The organism is Sediminimonas sp. (assembly GCF_024637375.1).
GTDB lineage: Bacteria > Pseudomonadota > Alphaproteobacteria > Rhodobacterales > Rhodobacteraceae > Sediminimonas.
The window spans coordinates 90,834-113,009 of record NZ_JAGXFK010000051.1 but is presented as its reverse complement, the minus strand read 5'-3'; the positions used below and the strand labels follow the sequence as shown (position 1 = coordinate 113,009).

Genomic DNA, 22,176 nt, shown 5'->3' with positions numbered 1-22,176 from the left:
GCGCCATCGGACAGGCCGAGGCGGCACTGGAGATGATGTGCACGCGCAGCCTCGCGCGCGAGGCGTTCGGCAAGCCTCTGGCGCAGTTGGGCGCGAATTACGACATCATCGCCGAATGCCGGATGGAGATCGAGCAGGCCCGCCTGCTGTGCCTGAAAGCCGCCTGGATGATGGATCAGGGCGATGCCCGCGCCGCCGCCCCGTGGATCAGCCAGATCAAGGTCGTCGCACCGCGCGTCGCGCTCAAGGTGATCGACGAGGCGGTGCAGATGTTCGGCGGGCAGGGGATCAGCCAGGATACCTCGCTGGCGCAGAAATGGACCCATGTGCGCACCTTGCGCCTGGCCGACGGGCCCGATGCGGTGCACCGCCGCCAGATCGCGCGGACGGAACTGAAGAAGTACACGCAGATGAAGGTCTGAACCGGCCGCGCGCGCCCCCCGGGCGCGGTCGGACATGGCCCGACTGCTCGCGGATCGGCGTCTTGACGCGCCGTGGCGCAACCCAACTGCCGATCGGCGCACCGGATCAAGGATCACGCGCCGCCGGTGGCGATCCGTCCGGGGCCGCAAGATCGGTACGGGACAACCGTAGCGGTTACTCTGCCGGCTGAAAGCCCTCGATCAACTGGCGCAGCCCGAGCGCGGCGCCAGCGACGATCGCCGCGAAGGTCACCGGCGCCGAGAAGGCCAGCACCGAGAACGCCGTCACGCCCTGGCCGATGGAGCAGCCCAGGGCCAACACCGCGCCCACCCCCATCAGCGCGGCACCGGTCAACTGGCGGCGCAACTCGCGCGGGTCTTCGCACGCCTCCCAGCGGAAATGCCCCTTGATCAGCGAACCCAGGAAGCCGCCCAGGGCCACGCCCGCGACCGATCCCACCGCGAAGGATGGCGCCCGCGCCGAGCCGGTCATCACGTAAAGCAACGACTCGCCCACCGGGGCCGAGAAACTGTGCGACACCACCGGCATCGCCGCGAAACCGCTCGTGGCGACCCAGTAGCTGCCGGCCCAGCCTGCGGTGATGCCGACTGCGACCACCGCCGACCAGAAGATCGCGCCGCGTTCGGCCAGGAAGCTGCGCGACGCCAGCGCGGCCAGGGTAATGAGCCCCCCGAGGCCGAGGCCGACCATCGGCACCGACAGGCTGGTGACACTGGCAATCAGGTGCGCGAAACCGGGCGGCGTTTCGTTGATGACGTCCTGCTCGTTGACGATCGCCGCGCGCAGCGGCGCCAGCGGCCCGGACATGACGAAATAGGCGGCCACGCCCATCACCAGCACGATCACCATCGAGCGGATGTCACCGCCGCCGATCCGGGCAATATGGCCGAAGCCGCAATTTCCCGAAAGCGCCATGCCGTAGCCGAACATCAGCCCGCCGACGACCGACATCAGCGGGAACCACCGAAGCGACAGGTAGAACGACATCTCGGGTTCAAACAGGCCGGCCGCCATCAGCCCGAAGGCGCCGATCACCGACAGCCCGATGACCAATATCCACATGCGCATGCGAATCGCGGAGTTGCCGTAAAGCAGATCCTCGATCGCGCCCATGGTGCAGAACCGGCCCAGCCGTGCCGCCATCCCCAGCGCCACGCCGCTCAGCAGGCCGATCAGGGCCACCAGCGTGTTATCGCCAATCCAGTCGTACATCGCATTCTCCCTGCCGTGCGGCCTGTGGTGCGGGCCACGCGGTCAGCTTTCCCCCGTTGCCTGTTGCTGCGCCGGCGGCTCGGTGCAGAACAGGTCGTAGACCAGTTCCAATATACGCTTCGGGCGGTCGTCGGCCAATCGGTAATAGATGACCTTGCCCTCGCGCCGCGGAATCACCAGCCCTTCGAGCCGCAGGCGCGACAACTGCTGGCTGACCGCCGCCTGCCGTGCCGAAAGCAGCTCTTCGAGTTCTGTGACCGATTTCTCGCCCGAGATCAGGTGACAAAGGATCATCAGCCGGCCCTCGTGGCTGACCGCCTTGAGAAAGTTCGACGCCGTCGTTGCGTTCTGCACGATCCTGTCCATCTCCTCGGTGGTGAGGGAGTCCGTGATCTGCGGAAGTGTCACTCGCGCTATCCCCTTCATGCTGCCTGCGCGCCGGTTGGCCGCGCCGACCGGACCGCTGGCACCGTCCCCCCGATATGCCACGATGCGTATAACGCGAAAACCGACCCGAAAGTAAGATGTAACCTCGCCGCAGTCAGCCGGAACCGGGGAAATCCGTCTTTTCGGCGAGCATCCTCTCCAGCAGCGCCCAGAAGAAATCGTCGCCTGGGTGGCCCTCGATTCGGCCCATTTCGCGGCCCGCGTCTACCAGGATGAATGTCGGGGTGTAGATGACAGGCCCCTTGAACGCGACATCCGCGGGCAGGCCGTCGTCCATGTCGACCATCCTTAGCGGTGCGAATTGGCCGGCATCTGTCTTGGGGTAGATCGGGCCCAGGTCCTGCTTCCACGCGATGCAGTACTGGCATCCCTGTTGTTCGACCATGATCAGCTCGACGGCCCGCGCCGCGCCGGGCAATGCGGCAAACACCGCCAGCAGCGCGACGAGGGCGGCACCATGACGGCGCAGGAAGCGAGGGAGTGAGCGCATTTGAATACCGATGCAATACCGATGGAATACCGACCGATGCAATATCGATGGAATGCCGATTGACGTGAACTTTTCGCACAACGTAATATGAATGTGTTAATGTTTCAAGGAAGGCCGTCATGGACGTATCGCTCTGGAGCGCATTCATCGGGGGGCTGGTTGTCTTCTTTTCGCCCTGCATCCTGCCGATCGTGCCGTTCTATCTCAGCTACATGGCCGGGTCGGGCATGGCCGCGCTCAACGAGGCGGGCGAGCTGCCCCCCGACATCCGCCGCCGCGCGGTACTGTCGGCGGTGATGTTCTCGGCCGGCATCATAACCGTTTTCGTGTTGCTCGGCGCCGCGGCGTTCTCGCTCAGCCAGGCGTTTCGCACCTACCAGGACGAATTCCGCTTCGTGGCGGCGGCGATCATCGCGTTGATCGGGCTGCATTTTCTCGGCATCATCCGGATCGGGTTTCTCAACCGGCAGTTTCAGGTCAACGCCGGCGATACCGCCGACATGTCGGTTCTGGGCTCCTATGTCGTGGGGCTGGCTTTCGCCGCCGGCTGGACGCCCTGCGTCGGCGGGGTTCTGACGGCGGTGGTGATGACGGCCAGTTTCGAGGAAACGGCGATGCAGGGGCTGGGGCTGCTGCTGGTGTTCGGTGTCGGGCTGACGTTGCCCTTCGTGGTCGCGGCGGTGTTCATCAAGCCGTTCATGCGCTTCGTGGAACGCTTCCGGCGCCACCTGCCCAAGGTGGAAAAGGCGATGGGTTTGCTGCTGCTGGTGTTTGCCGGCCTGCTGTTGACCAATCGTGTCAACGAGATCGCTTACTGGATGTTGGAGACCTTCCCGGCGTTCAGCTCGATCTGAGCCTTGCCGGGGCGGTTCAACCTGAGGGAGGACAACCAATGAAACGACTGATCACGGCAATCGCGGTGCTGGCGGCACTGGCTGTCCCGGCGGCGGCCGAGACGCGGATGGGCGACGACGGCCTGCACAAGACCGAGTGGATGCGTACCACCTTCATGGACTTGCGCGAGGATCTGGCCGATGCCAACGCCGAAGGCAAGCGCCTTGCCATCATCGTCGAGCAGCGCGGCTGCATCTATTGCCGCAAGATGCACGAGGAGGTTTTCCCCGACCCCGAGATCGAAGCCTATATCCGCGACAACTTCTATGTGCTACAAGTGAACATGTTCGGCGATTTAGAGGTGACCGATTTTGATGGCGAATCCCTGCCCGAGAAAAAGATGGTGCGGAAGTGGGCGCTGATGTTCACGCCGACCTTCATGTTCTTTCCCGAAACCGTTGAAGAGGGGCAGAGCGCGGCCGAGGCGGCCGTGGCAGTGATGCCCGGCGCGTTTGGCAAGGGCACCACCATGGCGATGCTTCGCTGGGTGAAAGAGAAGCGATATGAAAGGGATGAGCCGTTCCAGAAATTCGTGGCCCGAACGCTGGAACAGTGATGCCGCATCGCGGCAGTGGTGGCCTGCGCACGATGAAATTCATCTAGATGAATTTGTTGTTGCGTTAACGGCCGGAGGTGAACTACCGTAGATCGGGCTAACCATACCAAGAACCGTTAGCCATGGGAGGAAACATGAAGCTTTCGACATTGACTCTGGCAGCGTCGTTGGTCGGTGGGGCGGCGCTGGCCGGTCCGGTCGCGCCCACGGACGTGAAATTCGACGACTACGGCAGCGTTACGCAATCGCTGACCGGGCAGCCGGGCGACCCCGAGAACGGTGCAAAGGTCATGAAGACCAAGTCACTCGGCAACTGCATCTCGTGCCATCAGGTGAGCGCGCTCAGTGATGCGCCCTTCCATGGCGAGGTCGGCCCCATCCTTGATGGAGTGGCCGATCGCTGGGCCGAGGCGGATCTGCGCGGCATCGTGTCCAACGCCAAGAAGACGTTCCCGGGCACGGTGATGCCGGCCTATTACAAGACCGAGGGCTACATCCGCCCCGGCAAGGCCTTTACCGGCAAGGCCGGCGAAGAGCCCTTGGACCCGCTGCTTTCGGCGCAACAGATCGAGGACGTGGTCGCCTTCCTGATGACGCTCAAGGAAGAGTGAGCCAGACCAACACGAGCAAGGAGACGAAAATGGAATTCTCAAGACGCGACACGCTGGCGCTTGGGCTGGGGGCAGCGGCTATGACGGTGCTTCCCTTCCGGGTCAACGCGGCATCCGAAGACGCGATCGCTGACTTCACCGGAGGTGCCGACGTGGCCGAGGGCGGCGTGACCCTTACCGCGCCGGAAATCGCCGAAAACGGCAACACCGTTCCGATCTCGGTCAGCGCCGAGGGCGCCAGCGCCATCATGGTCCTGGCGATGGGCAACCCGACGCCGGACGTGGCGATCTTCAACTTCGGCGAACTGGCGGGCAGTTCGAGCGCCTCGACCCGCATCCGGCTGGCCGGCACGCAGGAAGTCGTGGCCGTCGCCAAGCTGGCAGACGGCAGCTTCGCGCGCGCCAGTTCGGAAGTGAAAGTCACAATCGGCGGCTGCGGCGGCTAAGCACAAGGAGATACCAAATGGCATCTGGAGTTCGACCCCGCGTCAAGGCCCCCCGCTCGGCAGAAGCCGGCGAGGTGGTCACGATCAAGACGCTGATCAGCCACAAGATGGAATCCGGCCAGCGCAAGGACAGCGACGGCAACACCATCCCGCGTTCGATCATTCATCGCTTCACCTGCGAGTTCAACGGGACCAGCATCATCGACGTCAAGATGTTCCCCGCGATCTCCACGAACCCGTATTTCGAGTTCGACGCAAAGATCCCCGAAGCGGGCGACATGGTCTTCACCTGGTACGACGACGACGGTGACGTCTACACCACCACCAAGACGGTGAAGGTCGCCTGAGACGGCGCAACAAGATCAAGGCCCCGGCGCCCCGCACCGATGCGGGGCCGGGCGACCCAAGGGAGGAAGCTCAATGAAAATCAGTGCAATGACGGCTATCGCCGCTGTGCTATTCTCGGTCCCCGGACTGGTGTCGGCCGACGCCGACGACGACCAGCTGGTGATCAACGGCGAGATCGAGATGACCACCAAGACCGAGCCGCCCGCGCATCTCGACGGTGCGCTGCCCGAGATCATTTCGGGTTGGCATTTTCGTGCGGACGAAACGCAAGCCCTGCAGATGGACGATTTCGACAATTCCGGCATGATCTTCGTCGATGAGGGTCGGGCGCAGTGGAACGAGGTCGCCGGGTCCGAAGGCAAGTCGTGCGCTTCGTGCCACGAAGACCCGTCCAGCATGGAGGGCGTGCGCGCGACCTACCCCAAGTGGGACGAGGACGCGGGCGAGGTGCAGACCGTCGCGATGCAGATCAACGATTGCCGCGAGAACAACATGGGCGCCGAGCCCTATGGCTACACCAGCACCGAGATGGCCAACATGGAGGCGCTGATCGCGCTGCAGTCGCGCGGCATGCCCGTGGACGTGGCCATCGACGGCCCGGTGCGCGAGACGTGGGAAGAGGGCAAGGAGATCTACTATACCCGCTTTGGACAACTGGAGCTGAGCTGCGCCAACTGCCACGAGCAGAACTACGGCAACAGGATCCGCTCCGACCACCTCAGCCAGGGACAGATCAACGGCTTTCCGGTATACCGGATGAAGAATGCCAAGCTCAACACCGTGCATGCGCGCTTCAAGGGCTGCGTGCGCGACACCCGCGCCGAGACGTTCAAGCCGGGCAGCGACGAGTTCGTCGCGCTGGAGCTTTACGTCGCCAGCCGTGGCAATGGCCTGTCGGTCGAGGGGCCGTCGGTGCGCAACTGACTTGAACTCCCCGGGGGCGCCACTCGCGCCCCCGGGGCTGCACCCCGCGGGCTTGCGCGCGGTGCGGCAGCCGAAACCGGGGCGGCCGCGCCGGCTGGATGGCAGGCCACCCGACACATCACCTTCTTGGAGCTTCGAGACATGATCTCACGCCGCGATTTTCTTCAGGTCAGCATGGCGGCTTCGGCCCTTTACGGCGCCTCGGGGTTCGGCCAGTGGGCACGCCTGGCCGCGCAGCAGAAACTGACCCAGGATCAATTGCTGGATTTCGACACATTCGGCAACGTCTCGCTGATTCACATTACCGACATCCATGGGCAGTTGAAGCCGATCTATTTCCGTGAACCGTCGATCAATATCGGCGTCGGCGCCAACAAGGGCGAGGTCCCCCACGTCACCGGCGCCGATTTCCGCCGTCTGTACGGGATCGACGACGGCAGCCCGTCGCATTACGCGCTCAGCTCGGGTGACTTCACCGCGTTGGCGCGCGCATACGGCCGCGTCGGCGGGCTGGACCGCATGGCGACGGTCATCAACGCCATGCGTGCCGACCGCCCTGATGCGCTGCTGCTGGATGGCGGCGACACCTGGCACGGCAGTTACACCTGCTATCACACCGAAGGCCAGGACATGGTCAACGTGATGAACGCGCTCAAGCCCGACGCGATGACCTTCCACTGGGAATTCACCCTGGGGCAAGAGCGCGTGCGCGAGATCGTGGATGACCTGCCCTTCGCCGCACTCGGCCAGAACATCTTTGACAAGATGTGGGACGAACCGGCGGCCGAGTTCGCGCCCTACAAGTTTTTCGAGCGCGGCGGCGTCAAGATCGCCGTGATCGGCCAGGCGTTCCCCTACATGCCGATCGCCAACCCCGGCTGGATGTTCCCCGACTACAGCTTCGGCATCCGCGACGAGAACATGCAGATGATCGTCGACGAGGTCCGCGGCAAGGGCGCCGAACTGGTCGTGTGCCTGTCGCACAACGGCTTCGACGTCGACAAGAAGATGGCCGCCAAGGTCAACGGGATCGACGTGATCCTGACCGGGCACACCCATGACGCGCTGCCCGAGCCGGTGCTGGTGGGCGACACGATCCTGATCGCCAGCGGCTCGAACGGCAAGTTCGTCAGCCGCGTCGACCTGGACGTGCGCGATGGCCGCATGATGGGCTTTCGCCACAAGCTGATTCCGGTCTTCTCGGACGTGATCGAACCCGACAAGGATGTCGCCGCCGTGATCGACCAGCAGCGTGCGCCGTTCAAATCCGAACTCGAAGAGGTGATCGGCCAGACCGACAGCCTGCTGTACCGGCGCGGCAACTTCAACGGTACCTGGGACGACCTGATCTGCGACGCGCTGATTTCCGAGCGCGACGCCGACATCGCCATGTCGCCCGGCGTGCGTTGGGGGCCCAGCCTGATCCCCGGCCAGGACATCACCCGCGAGGACATCTTCAATGTCACCTCGATGACCTACCCCGAGGCCTACCGCACCGAGATGACCGGCGAGTTCATCAAGGTCGTGCTGGAGGACGTCGCCGACAACCTGTTCAACCCCGACCCCTATTACCAGCAGGGCGGCGACATGGTGCGCATCGGCGGCATGGGCTATCGCATCGATATCGGGAAACCGCAGGGCGAACGCATCAGCGACATGACCCTGCTGCGCACCGGCGAGGCGATCGATCCGTCGCGTTCTTACGTCGTCGCGGGGTGGGCAAGCGTCAACGAGGGCACTGAGGGCCCGCCGATCTGGGACGTGGTCGAGAGCCACATCCGCAAGCAGGGCACGGTGACGCTTGAACCCAATGACAACGTCAAGGTGACGGGCACCTGATTTACATCCGCGGGCGGGGCACCGCCCGCACCCCCGGACCGAGGCCGCGCCATGGACCGGGGGAAATCGCTGGACCCATCGAATTCATGCAATCGATGCGACGATCTGACAGGAGGCAAGAAAGATGACGGTCAGCTTCAATGGCAAGAAGCCCTCGCGGCGCGCCGTGCTCAAGGGGGCGCTGGCAGCCGGCGGCGCGGTGGCGGGCGCCACCATGGCGCGCGCGGCAAGCCCCGACCCGCTGATCACCGAAACGCAGCCCTGGGCACAGGGCCTGGGCGAGGGGGTGGATGCAACGCCTTACGGCTTGCCGATCCGGTTCGAGTCGGATGTCGTGCGGCGCAACGTGGAATGGCTGACCGCAGACACGATCAGTTCGATCAACTTCACGCCGATCCATGCCCTCGACGGCACCATCACGCCGCAGGGCTGCGGGTTCGAACGGCACCATTCGGGCGCCATCGAACTGCGCAAGGAAGACTACCGGCTGATGATCAACGGGCTGGTCGATACGCCGCTGGTCTTCACCTACGCGGATCTTGAACGGTTCCCGCGCGTCAACAAGGTGCATTTCTGCGAATGCGCCGCCAACACGGGCATGGAATGGGCCGGCGCGCAGTTGAACGGCGCGCAGTTCACCCACGGGATGATCCACAACATGGAATATTCCGGCGTGCCGCTCGGGACGCTTCTGCGGGAGGCCGGCGTGAAGCCCGAGGGCAAGTGGGTCTATGTCGAGGGCGCCGACGCGTCCTCCAACGGCCGCTCGATCCCGTTGGAAAAGGCGATGGACGACGTGCTCGTCGCCTTCAAGGCCAACGGCGAGGCGCTGCGCAAGGAACACGGCTACCCGGTCCGGCTGGTGGTGCCGGGCTGGGAAGGCAACATGTGGGTCAAGTGGCTGCGCCGGATCGAGATCACCGACGCCGCCGTCGAAAGCCGCGAGGAAACCAGCAAGTACACCGACACGCTGGCCGATGGCACGTCGCGCAAGTGGACCTGGGTCATGGACGCCAAATCGGTCGTCACCTCGCCCTCGCCGCAATCGCCCATCACCCACGGCCACGGGCCGCTGGTGATTACCGGGCTGGCCTGGTCGGGCCATGGCAAGATCGCCCGCGTGGACGTGACCGTCGATGGCGGCAAGACCTGGAAACAGGCACGCCTGGCCGCCGATCCCCAGGACAAGGCGGTGACGCGCTTCTACCTCGACCACGTCTGGCAGGGGGAGGAAATGCTGCTGCAATCGCGTGCCATGGACGAAACCGGCTACGTGCAGCCGACCAAGGACGCGCTGCGCGAGGTGCGCGGCGAGAACTCGATCTATCACAACAACTGCATCCAGACCTGGTGGGTCAAGTCCGACGGGGAGGCCGAAAATGTCGAAATCTCTTAAGCTTTACGGCTCGGTCTCCGTTGCCGCGGCGGTGATGCTGACCGGCGCCTACAACTTCGCCGACCGCAATGTCACGCCGATCCCTGAGACTGCCAAGACCCTGGCACCGGCCGAGGGCAACATCGACTCGATGCTGATCGCGGCGGCGCAAGCCAGCGACGCCGACGCCGATGGCAAGTTCGGGCTGGGCCGCCCGGCGCTGCCCGAGGAAGTCGCCGCCTGGGACGTCAACGTGATGCCCGACGGCCGCGGCCTGCCCGAGGGCTCGGGCGACGTGCGGACCGGCGAGGAACTCTTCGTGGAAAACTGCGCCGTCTGCCACGGCGACTTCGCCGAGGGTGTCGGCAACTGGCCGTCGCTTGCCGGGGGCGAGGGCACGCTGGCCGACGAGGATCCGGTCAAGACCGTCGGCTCCTATTGGCCCTACCTGTCCACCGCCTGGGACTATGTGCACCGCTCGATGCCCTACGGCAACGCGCAGACGCTGAACCCCGACGAGGTTTATGCGATCGTCGCCTACATCCTCTATTCGAACTACATCGTCGAGGATGACTTCGTGCTCTCGAACGAGAACTTCCTCGACGTCGAGATGCCCAATGCCGACGGCTTCATCGTCGATGACCGCCCGGAAACGGAATACGGGCGCTTCTCGAAAGAGCCTTGCGTGGAGAACTGCAAGGACGAGGTCGAGATCACCATGCGCGCCGCGGTGCTGGACGTGACCCCGGAGGAAGATACCGCCGGGGCCGAGGATGCAGCGGCCGAACAGCCCGCCCAGACGCAATCGGACGACACCGCCAGCGACGAGCAGGCGACCGCCGATGAGGACGCCGGCGACGACGCCGCGCCCGCCCAGGAGGCGGCGCTCGACCCCGAGCTGGTGGCCACGGGTGAAAAGGTGTTCCGCCAATGCAAGGCCTGCCACATGGTCGGCGAGGGCGCCCAGAACCGCGTCGGGCCGGCGCTCAACGGCGTCGTGGGCGCGCAGATGGCCGCGGTCGAGGGCTTCCGCTATTCATCGACGTTGGAAAAGATGGGCGAAGAGGGCCAGGTCTGGGACGAAGAGGCGCTCGCGGCCTTCCTTGCCAGCCCGCGCGACTACGTCAAGGGCACCAAGATGGGCTTCTCCGGGCTGCGCAAGGACGAAGACATCGCCGCGGTGACCGAATACCTCAAGTCCTTTTCGCAATAGGTGAAAAGCGCCGGCCTTTGCCGGGTTTTCAGGGCTTTCGGGGGCGCGCCGGGTATCGGCGCGCCCCGTTTGTTTGAACCCGGCCCGGCCCGGCGCCGCGGTTGCGGCGCGGGGCCCAAAAAACTCCGCAAGGGGGATGATTTGCGCCATCATCCGCTTGACGGCGTGGCGCCGCGCGCCTAAACACGCCCCCACGACCGGGCCCCGGGCCCCGTCGCGCAGCGGGCGGTTGTAGCTCAGATGGTTAGAGTGCCGGCCTGTCACGCCGGAGGTCGCGGGTTCGAGCCCCGTCAACCGCGCCACCGCTGCTTGAGCCCCCGACAAGCCCTCCCGTGCGGCCCCCACGCGAATCGATGGTTAACGCGCTGGAATCGCCGAATTTTCCTGCTCTGTAACGCGTCGGTATCACGTCGGTATCGCGTCGGTGCCGAAACCGGCCCCGCGCCCGGTTAACGCCGCGCGCGACGGGGCAGGCGCGGGGTAACGGCGACGGGCAGAAGGGCGGGGGGCACGTTCGGCGTCAGGCCTATTTCAACGCCTCGATTGCCCGCAGGAGCCCCTGAACAAACGTGTGATTGCTGCCCAGAAAATAAACCGTGCCGCTCAGGATGCCGGTATGGATCAGTCGGCCCGCCTGTTCACCGATGGAGGTGCCGGCGGCAACCTGCAAGCTGGGCAAGAAGCCGGTCGCGCCGGCCAGCGCCTCGGCGGCCTCGCGGGCGGCCTCGGCATCGGCGAGTTGCGCGGTCAGGGTCCGGACCTTGTCCTCAAGCTCCGCGATGCGCGCGGTGAGTTCGGCCTCGCGTTCGGGGTTGTCGGGGCCGATGGGGGCCGTGGCCAGCCCTTCGAGCACCTGCGCCACGTCGAGCATGGTCTGCAGCACCGGGGGCAGCTTGTTGCCGTCGGTCGCGGGCACATCGCGCAGCGCAAAGCGGATCTGGCTGGCGGTGGTTTTGGCGGAGACCTGCGAAGCGGCGGCATGTTCCAGCAGAAAGGCGATCTGCGCCTGCGCGGTCCGCGCCTCAACACCCCCGCCGCTGTCAGGGGATTTCCCGGTATCCCCCCACGGCAGCGGTTCGGGCCAGGGCGGCAGGGTTTTCAGATAGGCTTGGGTTTCGCGGGTGCGGTACTTGTCGTGCTCGATTTGCGACAGGCGGGTCAGCTCGGGCGTGGCGCGGGCGGCGGGGGTGTCGGCGAAGTGCAGGCCGCCCAATGGCCCGTCTCCGAGCTCTAGCAGATCGGCGATCGGGCGCAGGTCGGCGACCTGTGTCCTGTCGAGGTCGAGGCCCTGCAGATTTTTGAGGCCCTGCAGGGGGGCGATGTCGGCGACCTGTGTCCTGTCGAGGTCGAGGCCCTGCAGATTTTTGAGGCCCTGCAGGGGAGAGGTGTCGGTGACCCGTGTCCCGGTGAGGCTGAGCGTCTGCAGGTTTTCGAGGCCCTTCAGTGGGGTGATGTCGGCGACCTGTGTTCCGGGGAGGTTGAGCGTCTGCAGTTTGTCGAGGCCCTGCAGGGGGGTGGTATCGGCGACCCGTGTCCCGGCGAGGAAAAGCGTCTGCAGGTTTCCGAGGCCGCTCAGCGGGGCGATGTCGGCGATCTGTGTCCGGGCGAGGTCGAGCCACTCCAACCGGTCCAGCGTGCCGATCTCGGGCGGCAGGCGGTCGAGGGCGCGGAAGTCCTCGCCAGTGAAATCCAGCCTGTCGTCCCCGCGCTCCCGCGCTTCGGCGATCATCTGTTCCGCGGCCTTGTAAGCCTTTTGCGCGTCGCTCATGGGGCCTCCTTGTGTGCCCCGCAGATTGGGCCGGGATGCGCGGGGGCGCAAGCCCGGCGATTTCGTGATTGACGGCCGTCGCGGGCCGACGTATCAGGCACGGCACGCGGTTGTAGCTCAGCTGGTTAGAGTGCCGGCCTGTCACGCCGGAGGTCGCGGGTTCGAGCCCCGTCAACCGCGCCATTTTCCCGCCTTCGATTTGCAAGCGCCGGCATGGTGCGCCTGATCGCATTCCCCCGCCCGTCGCACCTGCGACGGGCACGCGCCCGCCCGCCCCCCAGGCGCGCATGCCCTGTGGTCGCAGCGGGGTGAATCCAGTCCAGCGCAATGCCCCATAAAACGGTGGGGCGGGCTTTGCGAGTATTTCCGGAAAGACGAAGGATCAGGCGTCGAGGAAGGCCGCCAGCGCGGCCGCGGTGTCGCCGGGCGCGGTGTCGGGAAAGAAATGCCCGCCGGGCAGGGCCTGCGTGTGCAGCTCGTGGCAGCGTGCCGCCCAGACCGCGTGCATGTCGTATTCGCGCGCCATGACGCCATTGGCGCCGTAAAGCGCCAGCGTGGGGCAGGCGAGGCGGGCGGCGTGGTCGGCGGCGTCGTCGTCCATGTCGGGGCCGAGCGCGGCGCGGTAGTCGTTGCACATGCCGCGGATGGTGTCCGCGTCGCGCCACGCCGCGCGGTAGGCGGCAAGCTGTCCGGCGTCGAAATCGGCCAGCCGCGCGGCGCCCCAGCCCAGCAGGCAGGATTCGAAGTAGTAATCCGGGTCGGCGCCGATCAGGGTTTCGGGAAACGGCGCCGGCTGGGCCAGGAAGAACCAGTGGTAATAGGCGGCGGCCACCTGGCGGGTGAGCTGCGACAACAGCAGGTGGGTGGGCACGATATCCATCACCGCCAGGCTGCGCACGCGGTCGGGGGCGTCCAGCGCCATCCGGTGCGCGCAGCGCGCACCGCGGTCGTGGCCGACAAGATCGAAGCGCGCGAACCCCAGCCCCTGCATCAGCGCCAGCATCTCGGCGCCCATGTTGCGAAAGCTGTAATCGGCGATGGCGTCGGGTTTCCAACTGTCGCCGTAGCCGCGCATATCGGCGCAGATCACCCGATGTCCCGCCGCGGCGAGGGCGGGCGCGACGTGCCCCCACATGGCGCGAGTCTGCGGAAACCCATGCAGCAGCAGCACCGGCGCGCCGCCCTCGGGGCCGCCGATGCTGTAGGCCACGTCGCCGCCCGCCGGGCGCGCGACCGCGTTCGTGAAGCCCGCGATCATTGTGCGATCGCGTCGAGGATGCGGGCCCAGCTTCGCGTACCCTTGTGAAAGCTGCGCATGTCGTATTTCTCGTTGGGCGAATGGATCTGGTCGTCGTCCTTGCCGAACCCGATCAACAGCGCGTCCATGCCGAGGATTTCCTTGAAATAGCCGGCGATCGGGATCGACCCGCCCATGCCGGCGAACACCGCCTGGTTGGGCCATTCGGCGCTGAGCGCCTGGCGCGCCTGCTCGAAGGCGGGGTGGTCGATCGACATCTGGCTGGCGGGCGAGCCCTTGCCGTTCGGAAACTCGGCGGTGCAGTCGGCGGGCAGCATCGCGTGGACGTAATCGACGAAGCTGCGATGTATCTTGTCGGGATCCTGCTGCCCGACCAGCCGAAAGCTGATCTTGGCCGCCGCCTGCGATGGCAGCACGGTCTTGAACCCGTCACCGGTATAGCCGCCCCAGATGCCGTTGACATCGCAGGTCGGGCGCGACCACAGCATTTCCAGCGGCGTGCGGTCCTGCTCGCCCGCGGGCACGCTCAGCCCCACCGCGCCCAGGAATTCGGCATGGTCGAACCCCAGCCCCTGCCACTGCGCGCGTACCTCTTCGGGCAATTCGGGCACGTCGTCGTAAAAGCCGGGCAGGGTGACCCGCCCGGTGACATCGTGCAGGCCGGTGACGATCTGCGACAGAACCCGGATCGGGTTCATCGCCAGCCCGCCGTAGAGCCCCGAATGCAGGTCCTTGTCAGGGCCGGTGATGACGACTTCCTCGGCCAGCAGGCCGCGCAGTTGGGTGGCGATCGAGGGCGTGTCGTGGTCGTAAAGGCCGGTATCGCAGATCAGCGCGATATCGGCCTTCAGCTCGTCGGCATTGTCGCGCATGAACGGCACCAGCGAAGGCGAGCCCGACTCCTCTTCGCCCTCGAGGAAAAAGGTGATCCGGCATGGCATTCGCCCATGTACGGCTTGCCAGGCGCGGCAGGCCTCGATGAAGGTCATCAGCTGCCCCTTGTCGTCCGAGGCGCCGCGCCCGCGGATCACCTCGCCATGCGCGGTGGTCTCGACCGCGGGGTCGAACGGGTCGCGATCCCACAGGTCCAGCGGGTCGACCGGTTGCACGTCGTAATGGCCGTAAAACAGGACGTGCGGCCCGTCGCCCTCGACATGGCCCACCACCATCGGATGCCCCGGTGTGGCGCGTTTTTCGGCGGTGACGCCAAAACCTTGCAGATCGTGAACCAGCCAATCGGCGGCGGCGTCGCATTGTGCCGCGTAGGCCGGATCGGTCGATACGGACGGGATGCGCAACAGCTCCATCAGGCGTTGCGTGGCGTTGGGTAGCTCGGCATCGATTCGCGCGAGAACGTCATCGAGTGACATCTTTGGTCCTTTCCGGTGATTGGATGCGGCTGATTGGCTGCGGCGAAGGGTAACAGCGCCGCCGCGACTGTCCAGCCCGCCAGCAGCTTGACATGCATCAAGGACCGCGACAGCGGCAATTTGTAGCCTGTTGCGGCGGGGAAAATGCGATAAAGTCCCTGAAAATTGAATATATCCGTTCGCGGGGTGTTTCCGCATCAGGGGCTACTGGTGTAGAAAGAACGGCGGAGAGAGAGGAAAGGACGCGCGCATGGACTATTCGGCGAGGCTGGAGCAGGCGATCAACCAGCTGCACGAGGAAGGGCGCTACCGCACTTTCATCGACATCGAACGTCAGAACGGCCGCTACCCGCACGCGCGCTGGCTGCACCCCGATGGCAGCGAACGCGAGATCACCGTGTGGTGCGGCAACGATTACCTCGGCATGGGGCAGCACCCGGTCGTTCTGGAGGCCATGCACGGCGCGCTCGAGTCCACCGGCGCCGGGTCGGGCGGCACGCGCAACATCTCGGGGACGACCATCTACCACAAGCAACTCGAAGCCGAGCTTGCCGATCTGCACGGCAAGGAATCGGCGCTGCTGTTCACCTCGGCCTATATTGCCAACGACGCGACGCTTTCGACCCTGCCCAAGCTTTTCCCCGGCCTGATCATCTATTCCGACGCGCTCAACCATGCCTCGATGATCGAGGGCGTGCGCCGCAACGGCGGGGCCAAGCGTATCTTCCGCCACAACGACGTGGATCACCTGCGCGAACTGCTTGAAGCCGACGCCGCGGGCGCGCCCAAGCTCATCGCGTTCGAGTCGGTCTATTCGATGGACGGCGATTTCGGCCCCATCGAGGCGATCTGCGACCTGGCCGACGAATTCGGCGCGCTGACCTATATCGACGAGGTGCACGCGGTCGGCATGTACGGGCCCCGCGGCGGCGGCGTGACCGAACGCGACCGTCTGGCGCACCGTATCGACATCATCAATGGAACCCTGGCCAAGGCCTATGGCGTGCATGGCGGCTATATCGCGTCCAGCGCGAAAATGTGTGATGCAATAAGGTCTTACGCGCCGGGATTCATCTTTACAACGTCGATCCCACCGGCCGTGGCGGCCGGTGCCGCGGCCAGCGTCGCGCATCTCAAGCACGATCAAGAGCGTCGCGACCGGCACCAGACGCAGGCGAAGATCCTCAAGACGCGCCTCAAGGGGCTGGGCCTGCCGATCATCGACCACGGCAGCCACATCGTGCCGGTGATCGTGAGTGACCCGGTTCACACCAAGCAGTTGTCCGACATGCTTCTGGAGGATTACGGAATCTACGTGCAGCCGATCAACTTCCCCACCGTGCCGCGCGGTACCGAGCGGCTTCGCTTCACGCCGTCGCCCGTGCACGGCCCCGGCGAGATGGATAAGCTGGTACGCGCGATGGACGAGTTGTGGGGGCAATGTGCGCTGAATCGCGCCGAACTCGCGGGCTAACCCTCTAGGGGGCTGTGAAAATACTTTCGCTGTGTTAATCTGATCACAAATCACGGGATTGTGCGAATCGTCGCTGGTCGTCGCGCAACCCTTGGCAAGATGGGGCAGCGAGCATGATTCGTCGCAGGTTTTCCCGCAGGGCGCAGGAGGACAACGTCGAACCCAAGGGGTTCGACGACTTCGATCTGCGGCTCGGGGACATGATGCGCGGCGAGCGCGCGACGATGGGCAAGTCGCTGCTGGACGTGCAGCGCGAATTGCGGATCAAGGCTGCCTATATCGCTGCGATCGAGAACGCCGACCCGTCAACATTCGACACGCCCGGTTTCATCGCGGGATATGTGCGCTCCTACGCGCGCTACCTGGGGATGGATCCCGAACGGGCCTTTGAGGCTTTCTGCGCCGAAAGCGGCTTTACCACCGCGCATGGCATGTCGGCAGAGGCGTCGGTGGTGCGCAAGGCGCCGGCCGCGGTGACCCTTTCGGCCGATCGCGACCCCTTTGCCGCCGGCGCGACGCCGTTCGCCCATGTCGGCGACTCTCTTCTCGGGCGTATCGAGTTGCGCGCGGTGGGGTCCTTGGCGGTGCTTCTGGCGCTGATCGCAACGCTCAGCTATGGCGGCTGGAGCGTGGTGCGCGAAATCCAGCGCGTGCAGGTCGAGCCGGTCGAGAAGAGCCCCGAGGTGCTGGCCGATCTCGATCCGCTGGCCGCAAGCGAGGCGCCCGCTGTCGGGGTGGCCGATATGGATGCGGGCCGCGAGGATGCTCTGGATCGGCTCTACCGCCCGCAAGCGCTGGATGTGCCGGTTCTGGTGGCCCGCGACGCCCCCATTGCCACGCTGGAGCCCGGTGAGCGGGGCAACTTCCTGCACTCCGGCGCATCCGATGCGGAGCGGATGAAACGCGCCGTCGCGGCGGCCCTGGAACAGACTGCCGATGTGCCGGCCCCGGAAACGCCCAGTCCCAAGGTGGTGAAAGACCCGGCGCCGAAGGTCGAGATGGTCGCCGTTCGCCCGGCCTGGGTGCGCGTGCGCGCCGCCGATGGCACCGTGCTTTACGAGGGTATCATGAACGCCGGCGACCGCTATACCGTGCCGGCAAACGAACAGCCCCCAAACCTGCGGGTGGGCGAATCGGGCGCGGTCTATTTCGCCGTTGCCGGGCAGCACTACGGCCCTGCCGGCGAAAGCGGTACCGTCACCAGCGGCCTCGCGCTGGCCGCTGACGACCTGACGGCCCGCTACACCCCCGCCGACCCCACGCAGGACCGCGACCTTGCGCGCATGGTCGCGGAGTTGCGCGCCGGCGACGCCGCGCAAGAGTAACCCCGCCCCCCGTTGCGGGCCGGGCTGTGGCGCTCTATCTCTGACAGACAGATAACCGTCAAGCTTAGGGGTTTCCATGTTGCTCAATCCGGTGCGCCCGTGGCGCAGTATCGACCGCCGCAAGAGCCGCCAGATCCATGTCGGCCCGGTGCCGGTGGGCGGCGATGCTCCGATATCGGTGCAGACGATGACCAACACCGATACCCGCGACGTCGCCGCCACCGTCGCGCAAGTGCAGGCCGCGGCCGAGGCCGGCGCCGACATCGTGCGCGTCTCGGTGCCCGACGAGGCCAGCGCGCGGGCGCTGCGCGACATCGTTCGCGAAAGCCCGGTGCCCATCGTCGCCGACATCCATTTCCACTACCGCCGTGCCATAGAGGCAGCCGAGGCCGGCGCCGCCTGCCTGCGCATCAACCCGGGAAATATCGGCAGCGCGGATCGCGTGCGCGAGGTCATCGCGGCGGCGCGCGATCACGGCTGCTCGATTCGCATCGGGGTGAATGCCGGCAGCCTGGAGCGCCACCTGCTGGAAAAGTACGGCGAGCCGTGCCCCGACGCGATGATCGAGTCGGGGCTGGAGCATATTCGCATCCTGGAGGACAACGACTTTCACGAGTTCAAGATTTCGGTGAAAGCGTCGGACGTGTTCATGGCCGCCGCTGCCTACCAGGGCCTGGCCGAGGCCACCGACGCGCCCATTCACCTGGGGATCACCGAGGCCGGCGGCCTGACAACCGGCACGATCAAGAGCGCCATCGGGCTCGGCAACCTGCTGTGGATGGGGATCGGCGATACCGTGCGCGTGAGTCTCTCGGCCGATCCGGTGGAAGAGGTGAAGGTCGGCTACGAGATACTCAAGGCGCTCGGGCTGCGCCACCGGGGCGTGAACATCATCTCGTGCCCGTCCTGCGCGCGGCAGGGCTTCGACGTGATCGGGACGGTGGAGACCCTTGAAAAGCGGCTGGAACACATCAGGACGCCGATGAGCCTGAGCATCATCGGCTGCGTCGTCAACGGCCCCGGCGAGGCGCTGCTGACCGATGTCGGGTTCACCGGCGGCGGGGCTGGATCGGGAATGGTCTACCTGGCGGGGGCGCAGAGCCACAAGTTGTCGAACGACCAGATGATCGACCATATCGTCGAACAGGTCGAAAAGCGCGCCGCCGAGATCGAGGCGGGCAACGCCGCATCAGAGGCGGCCGAGTGACCTTGCGATGATGTGGCCGCGCCACCCGTGATCGGCAAGAGGGGGCACTGCCCCCCGTCGCCCGTCCCGGGCGTTTCCCCCCGAGATATTTTCAGAGAGAGGCCCCCGGTGCGGCGCCTGCGCGCCCCGTCATCTTGCCGAAAACACGTGTGCCGGTGCCGCCAGTACCCCGGTCTGGGGGGGTGCCCGTCAGTTGCCCCGCGCCTCGCGCAGGTAGCGGTCAAGCACCACGGCCGGCATGTGCCCGCGCAGCATCCGGTCGGCCATCACGTAGGACGGCGCGACGTCAAGCTCCAGCCGGGTGGCGAGATCGGCATCGGCGTCGATGTCGAACAGCGTCGCGCGCACGCCGATTTCTTCGGCAAGCGCGCGTAATTCTGCCTCGGCCCGGGCGCAGCGGGCGCAGTCGGCGCGCGTGAACAGCGCGATCACCGCCCGTGCGCCGCGTGGGCCGAAGCCGGGCCTGTCGGGCGAGAACAGCCGCGCCGAAAGCGCGCCGATGGTGTCGAGGTCGCGCGCGATCTCGTCGCGGTAGGGGCTGGCGACGACCGGTGGTGCGGCCAGCGCCCGTGCCACGATTTCCGGCTCGGCCGACAGCAAGCGCCGGATTTCCGCGCCCAGCACCGCGCGCGAGGTTGCATCGAGTGCCTGTGCCGTTCCCCGCGGTACCGAGGTGACCATGACCGCCGCCGCCAGCAGCGCGGCGATGGCGGTGCGCATCTACCCGTCCTGGCGGATCTGCGCGGCGACCTCCTGCATCTTGTCCAGCGGCACGTAGCCGCGCAGCATCCGGTCGTCGAAGATGAAGGTCGGCGTTCCGGTGATCTGCAGCCGGTTTGCCAGTTGGTGGTTGCGGGCGATCACGTCGCTCACCGCGTCGCTGTCCATGCGCTCCAGAAGGGGGGCGGCCTCCAGGCCCAGGTTTTCGGCGATGCGGGCGAGCGTGTCGCGTCCGATCTCGCCGCGGAAGGCGATCAGGGCATCGTGCGCCTGCTTGTAGGCCGCGTCGCCTTCGAGTTGCCGCACCGCGATGGCGAAGCGCGAGGCCAGCACCGACTGCTCGCCCAGGATCGGGAATTCCTTGACGATGAAGCGGATGTCGCCGTCGCCCTCGACGAGTTCGTTCACCTCGGGTGCCGCCCGGCGGCAATAACCGCAGCGGTAATCCATGAACTCGACCAGGGTCAGATCGCCATCGGGGTTGCCGCCCTCCCAGGAATCTTCGTCGCGGAACAGCGCCTCGGCATTGGTGGCGATCATCTGCGCGTCGCCCTGCGCCTGTTCGGCGGTCTGGCGTTGTTCAAGCACCGCGACGGCCTCCATGATTACCTCGGGGTTTTCCAGGAGGTAGGCGCGGATTTCGGTGCGTAGCGCCTGGCGCTCGGCATCGTCGAGATCGGTGAGGTCCAGCGCGGTGGCCGGCGCAGCCAACATGACTGTGGCGGCGAGCGCGGCGAGAATCGTTTTCATGTCCTATCTCCGTTTGTCGAGTTCGGCCTCGGTAGCAGAGACCACATCCTGTGCCCGAAGCCAAGCGGAGGAGCCGCGCGGCAACAGGTTTTCGGCGCGGCGGGCGTTGATTTCGGCGTCTTCCAGCCGCCCGATGAGCGCGTAGCGCTCGGCGGTGATCAGGGCGGCCATGCCGGGCCTGTCGCGTTGCGCATAAGCGCCGCCGAGATCCCGGAGCATGCGCGGGTCGCGGAAATCCTGCGCACGGGCGCGTTCGAGCACGTCAAGCGCCGCACCCGGCCGGCCCGCAGCGAGCAACGCCCGCCCCATCCCCGCCAGAACCATGGCGTTTTCCGGGGCCAGTTCGGCGGCACGGCGGTATGCCGCGACAGCCGCGCCGGTGCGGCGGCTTTCCAGCAGGATCTGGCCGCGCAATTCGTGCACGAACGGATCCTGCGGGCGCATCCGGGCCAGCTCGTCGACGGCGGCGATGGCGCGGGCGGCATCGGGCATGCGGTGATAGGCTACCGCCTTGCGCATCAGCGCGATGTCGGGGGTGAGGCTGTCGTCGAGACGCGGCAACGTCCAGCCGGGCGCACGCAGGAAGGCCGACAGCTTGCCGGTCGCGCGCGCGTACCAGTAATCGGCGTTGCTGTCGGGGGCGGCGGTCTGGCGGTCGAGCGCGGCGACCCGTGCCTCGATCGCGCGCAGCCGGTCGCGGGTCAGCGGGTGCGTGCGTGCGTACGGGTCCTGGCGCCCGCTGCTCAGCACCTCCTGGCCGCGGAACATCTCCATCACGTCGGCGAAAGCCCCGGGCGGTACGCCGGCGCGCGCCATGTAGCGCAGGCCCGAGGCATCGGCGGCGCTTTCTTCGGCGCGGGTGTGCGACATGAACACGCGCGACGCCGAGCCGGACATGCCCGCGCCAAGCCCCGCCGCCGCTTCGGGCTGGCCCGCCATCGCTACCGCCGCGGCCAGCGCGATGCCCAGCCCCGCCACGGTGTTGGCCATGCCCGCGTTCAGCCCGCGCCGCAGGATATGGCCGTTGGCGATATGCGCCGCCTCGTGCGCGATCACCGATTGCAGCATCTCCGCGTCTTTCATGCGTAGCAGCATGCCCGAGTGGATGAAGATGTGGCGGTTGTCGACGACGAAGGCATTGAGCGAGGAATCGCGTACCACCAGCACCTGCACCCGCCCCGGCGACAGCCCCGCGGCGTTGAGTACCGGGCGGGCCAGTTCCGACAGGGCGTGTTCGATCGCGGCGTCGCGGATCAGAACCGCGGCCCGCGCCGCGGGGGGCGTCCAGATCAGCGACACCGCCACCAGGATCGTGGCCCATAGCCTTGTTGCTGTGCGCATCGCCCCGGCCCGTTACCCCAAACACTCGCGTCCGTGTGGGCAGCATGGGTGAAACCGCGTCCCGCTTCAAGCGGGGCCGCGCGCAGCTTGCGCGAATGTGAAGGCTGGGGGTGATCGGACCGCGCTCGATGGCGCGTGCATCGCGGCGGCGCTTGCGCTAGTTT

22 protein-coding genes and 2 tRNA genes are annotated in these 22,176 nt (G+C 66.3%); 15 read left to right on the top strand and 9 right to left on the bottom strand.

Annotated features, from left to right (window positions below; translation table 11 throughout):
* On the top strand, window positions 1-422 hold a 422-nt coding region (locus Q0L89_RS08535), incomplete at its 5' end, for an acyl-CoA dehydrogenase family protein (RefSeq protein ID WP_296763823.1).
* Window positions 423-597: 175 nt separating this feature from the next.
* On the opposite strand, the gene Q0L89_RS08530 is transcribed toward Q0L89_RS08535, so the two are convergent.
* The 3 genes from Q0L89_RS08530 to Q0L89_RS08520 form a co-directional block, all read right to left on the bottom strand.
* Window positions 598-1,656: a YeeE/YedE family protein gene (locus tag Q0L89_RS08530; RefSeq protein ID WP_296763822.1), complete on the bottom strand. Its 1,059-nt coding sequence runs from the start codon at window positions 1,654-1,656 to the stop codon at window positions 598-600.
* Between the two features lie 42 nt (window positions 1,657-1,698).
* Window positions 1,699-2,064, bottom strand: coding sequence for a metalloregulator ArsR/SmtB family transcription factor (locus Q0L89_RS08525; RefSeq protein ID WP_296763820.1), 366 nt, complete (start codon window positions 2,062-2,064; stop codon window positions 1,699-1,701).
* Window positions 2,065-2,197: 133 nt separating this feature from the next.
* A complete protein-coding gene (locus tag Q0L89_RS08520; RefSeq protein ID WP_296763819.1) occupies window positions 2,198-2,593 on the bottom strand; it encodes a thioredoxin family protein in 396 nt (131 codons plus the stop codon).
* 119 nt (window positions 2,594-2,712) lie between these two features.
* Here Q0L89_RS08520 and Q0L89_RS08515 point away from each other — a divergent pair, with 119 nt between their 5' ends.
* The 10 genes from Q0L89_RS08515 to Q0L89_RS08470 all read left to right on the top strand — a co-directional run bounded on the left by Q0L89_RS08515 (window position 2,713) and on the right by Q0L89_RS08470 (window position 11,101).
* The gene (locus Q0L89_RS08515) at window positions 2,713-3,447 is read left to right on the top strand and encodes a cytochrome c biogenesis protein CcdA (RefSeq protein WP_296763817.1); all 735 of its coding nucleotides are present in this window, start codon (window positions 2,713-2,715) and stop codon (window positions 3,445-3,447) included.
* A gap of 38 nt (window positions 3,448-3,485) precedes the next feature.
* Complete coding sequence (locus Q0L89_RS08510) at window positions 3,486-4,043, top strand: thioredoxin family protein (protein WP_296763816.1); 558 nt, start codon at window positions 3,486-3,488, stop codon at window positions 4,041-4,043.
* Between the two features lie 134 nt (window positions 4,044-4,177).
* Window positions 4,178-4,654, top strand: coding sequence for a sulfur oxidation c-type cytochrome SoxX (gene soxX, locus Q0L89_RS08505; protein ID WP_296763814.1), 477 nt, complete (start codon window positions 4,178-4,180; stop codon window positions 4,652-4,654).
* A gap of 29 nt (window positions 4,655-4,683) precedes the next feature.
* Window positions 4,684-5,100 carry a thiosulfate oxidation carrier protein SoxY gene (gene soxY / locus Q0L89_RS08500; protein ID WP_296763813.1) on the top strand — a complete coding sequence of 139 codons (417 nt, stop codon included), beginning with the start codon at window positions 4,684-4,686 and terminating at the stop codon, window positions 5,098-5,100.
* 17 nt (window positions 5,101-5,117) lie between these two features.
* The gene (gene soxZ / locus Q0L89_RS08495) at window positions 5,118-5,447 is read left to right on the top strand and encodes a thiosulfate oxidation carrier complex protein SoxZ (protein WP_296763811.1); all 330 of its coding nucleotides are present in this window, start codon (window positions 5,118-5,120) and stop codon (window positions 5,445-5,447) included.
* 73 nt (window positions 5,448-5,520) lie between these two features.
* A complete protein-coding gene (soxA, locus tag Q0L89_RS08490; RefSeq protein ID WP_296763810.1) occupies window positions 5,521-6,372 on the top strand; it encodes a sulfur oxidation c-type cytochrome SoxA in 852 nt (283 codons plus the stop codon).
* Window positions 6,373-6,513: 141 nt separating this feature from the next.
* On the top strand, window positions 6,514-8,211 hold the full coding sequence (gene soxB / locus Q0L89_RS08485) for a thiosulfohydrolase SoxB (RefSeq protein ID WP_296763808.1): 1,698 nt from the start codon (window positions 6,514-6,516) through the stop codon (window positions 8,209-8,211).
* Between the two features lie 124 nt (window positions 8,212-8,335).
* A complete protein-coding gene (gene soxC, locus Q0L89_RS08480; protein WP_296763807.1) occupies window positions 8,336-9,607 on the top strand; it encodes a sulfite dehydrogenase in 1,272 nt (423 codons plus the stop codon).
* Entirely contained in the window at window positions 9,591-10,799 is a 1,209-nt protein-coding gene (locus tag Q0L89_RS08475) for a c-type cytochrome (protein ID WP_296763805.1), read from the top strand. The genes soxC and Q0L89_RS08475 overlap by 17 nt, the downstream gene beginning before the upstream one ends.
* A 225-nt stretch (window positions 10,800-11,024) precedes the next feature.
* Window positions 11,025-11,101: transfer RNA gene (locus tag Q0L89_RS08470), tRNA-Asp, on the top strand.
* Between the two features lie 224 nt (window positions 11,102-11,325).
* Here the strand turns inward: Q0L89_RS08470 and Q0L89_RS08465 are convergent.
* Entirely contained in the window at window positions 11,326-12,567 is a 1,242-nt protein-coding gene (locus tag Q0L89_RS08465; RefSeq protein WP_296763803.1) for a leucine-rich repeat domain-containing protein, read from the bottom strand.
* A 106-nt stretch (window positions 12,568-12,673) separates the two neighbouring features.
* On the opposite strand from Q0L89_RS08465, the gene Q0L89_RS08460 reads away from it, so the two are divergent.
* Window positions 12,674-12,750, top strand: a tRNA-Asp gene (locus tag Q0L89_RS08460).
* A 199-nt stretch (window positions 12,751-12,949) separates the two neighbouring features.
* Here the strand turns inward: Q0L89_RS08460 and Q0L89_RS08455 are convergent.
* Window positions 12,950-13,825, bottom strand: a complete 876-nt coding sequence (locus tag Q0L89_RS08455) for an alpha/beta hydrolase (protein ID WP_296763802.1) — start codon at window positions 13,823-13,825, stop codon at window positions 12,950-12,952.
* A complete protein-coding gene (locus Q0L89_RS08450) occupies window positions 13,822-15,195 on the bottom strand; it encodes a M20/M25/M40 family metallo-hydrolase (RefSeq protein ID WP_296763800.1) in 1,374 nt (457 codons plus the stop codon). The genes Q0L89_RS08455 and Q0L89_RS08450 overlap by 4 nt, the downstream gene beginning before the upstream one ends.
* 250 nt (window positions 15,196-15,445) lie before the next feature.
* Here Q0L89_RS08450 and hemA point away from each other — a divergent pair, with 250 nt between their 5' ends.
* From hemA to ispG, 3 genes are all read left to right on the top strand, one after another.
* Complete coding sequence (gene hemA / locus Q0L89_RS08445) at window positions 15,446-16,669, top strand: 5-aminolevulinate synthase (protein WP_296763799.1); 1,224 nt, start codon at window positions 15,446-15,448, stop codon at window positions 16,667-16,669.
* A gap of 113 nt (window positions 16,670-16,782) precedes the next feature.
* Window positions 16,783-17,994 carry a helix-turn-helix domain-containing protein gene (locus Q0L89_RS08440; RefSeq protein WP_296763797.1) on the top strand — a complete coding sequence of 404 codons (1,212 nt, stop codon included), beginning with the start codon at window positions 16,783-16,785 and terminating at the stop codon, window positions 17,992-17,994.
* A 76-nt stretch (window positions 17,995-18,070) separates the two neighbouring features.
* Window positions 18,071-19,201 carry a flavodoxin-dependent (E)-4-hydroxy-3-methylbut-2-enyl-diphosphate synthase gene (gene ispG, locus Q0L89_RS08435; protein WP_296763796.1) on the top strand — a complete coding sequence of 377 codons (1,131 nt, stop codon included), beginning with the start codon at window positions 18,071-18,073 and terminating at the stop codon, window positions 19,199-19,201.
* Between the two features lie 189 nt (window positions 19,202-19,390).
* Here ispG and Q0L89_RS08430 read toward each other — a convergent pair whose 3' ends face one another.
* The 3 genes from Q0L89_RS08430 to Q0L89_RS08420 are packed head-to-tail and all read right to left on the bottom strand — an operon-like array spanning window position 19,391 to window position 22,012.
* Window positions 19,391-19,921, bottom strand: coding sequence for a glutaredoxin family protein (locus Q0L89_RS08430; RefSeq protein ID WP_296763794.1), 531 nt, complete (start codon window positions 19,919-19,921; stop codon window positions 19,391-19,393).
* Complete coding sequence (locus Q0L89_RS08425) at window positions 19,922-20,671, bottom strand: DsbA family protein (protein WP_296763793.1); 750 nt, start codon at window positions 20,669-20,671, stop codon at window positions 19,922-19,924. It lies immediately after the preceding gene.
* Window positions 20,672-20,674: 3 nt separating this feature from the next.
* Window positions 20,675-22,012 carry a M48 family metalloprotease gene (locus tag Q0L89_RS08420; RefSeq protein WP_296763791.1) on the bottom strand — a complete coding sequence of 446 codons (1,338 nt, stop codon included), beginning with the start codon at window positions 22,010-22,012 and terminating at the stop codon, window positions 20,675-20,677.
* Between the last annotated feature and the right edge of the window lie 164 nt (window positions 22,013-22,176).

Bases quoted from the DNA above. Each gene is read 5' to 3' on its own strand.
- soxY (WP_296763813.1), top strand. From the start codon at position 4,684: ATGGAATTCTCAAGACGCGACACGCTGGCGCTTGGGCTGGGGGCAGCG.
- Q0L89_RS08430 (WP_296763794.1), bottom strand. From the start codon at position 19,921: ATGCGCACCGCCATCGCCGCGCTGCTGGCGGCGGCGGTCATGGTCACC.
- Q0L89_RS08475 (WP_296763805.1), top strand. From the start codon at position 9,591: ATGTCGAAATCTCTTAAGCTTTACGGCTCGGTCTCCGTTGCCGCGGCG.
- soxA (WP_296763810.1), top strand. From the start codon at position 5,521: ATGAAAATCAGTGCAATGACGGCTATCGCCGCTGTGCTATTCTCGGTC.
- Q0L89_RS08510 (WP_296763816.1), top strand. From the start codon at position 3,486: ATGAAACGACTGATCACGGCAATCGCGGTGCTGGCGGCACTGGCTGTC.
- Q0L89_RS08425 (WP_296763793.1), bottom strand. From the start codon at position 20,671: ATGAAAACGATTCTCGCCGCGCTCGCCGCCACAGTCATGTTGGCTGCG.
- Q0L89_RS08420 (WP_296763791.1), bottom strand. From the start codon at position 22,012: ATGCGCACAGCAACAAGGCTATGGGCCACGATCCTGGTGGCGGTGTCG.
- soxB (WP_296763808.1), top strand. From the start codon at position 6,514: ATGATCTCACGCCGCGATTTTCTTCAGGTCAGCATGGCGGCTTCGGCC.
- Q0L89_RS08530 (WP_296763822.1), bottom strand. From the start codon at position 1,656: ATGTACGACTGGATTGGCGATAACACGCTGGTGGCCCTGATCGGCCTG.
- Q0L89_RS08465 (WP_296763803.1), bottom strand. From the start codon at position 12,567: ATGAGCGACGCGCAAAAGGCTTACAAGGCCGCGGAACAGATGATCGCC.
- soxZ (WP_296763811.1), top strand. From the start codon at position 5,118: ATGGCATCTGGAGTTCGACCCCGCGTCAAGGCCCCCCGCTCGGCAGAA.
- hemA (WP_296763799.1), top strand. From the start codon at position 15,446: ATGGACTATTCGGCGAGGCTGGAGCAGGCGATCAACCAGCTGCACGAG.
- ispG (WP_296763796.1), top strand. From the start codon at position 18,071: ATGTTGCTCAATCCGGTGCGCCCGTGGCGCAGTATCGACCGCCGCAAG.
- soxC (WP_296763807.1), top strand. From the start codon at position 8,336: ATGACGGTCAGCTTCAATGGCAAGAAGCCCTCGCGGCGCGCCGTGCTC.
- Q0L89_RS08520 (WP_296763819.1), bottom strand. From the start codon at position 2,593: ATGCGCTCACTCCCTCGCTTCCTGCGCCGTCATGGTGCCGCCCTCGTC.
- Q0L89_RS08440 (WP_296763797.1), top strand. From the start codon at position 16,783: ATGATTCGTCGCAGGTTTTCCCGCAGGGCGCAGGAGGACAACGTCGAA.
- soxX (WP_296763814.1), top strand. From the start codon at position 4,178: ATGAAGCTTTCGACATTGACTCTGGCAGCGTCGTTGGTCGGTGGGGCG.
- Q0L89_RS08450 (WP_296763800.1), bottom strand. From the start codon at position 15,195: ATGTCACTCGATGACGTTCTCGCGCGAATCGATGCCGAGCTACCCAAC.
- Q0L89_RS08515 (WP_296763817.1), top strand. From the start codon at position 2,713: ATGGACGTATCGCTCTGGAGCGCATTCATCGGGGGGCTGGTTGTCTTC.
- Q0L89_RS08455 (WP_296763802.1), bottom strand. From the start codon at position 13,825: ATGATCGCGGGCTTCACGAACGCGGTCGCGCGCCCGGCGGGCGGCGAC.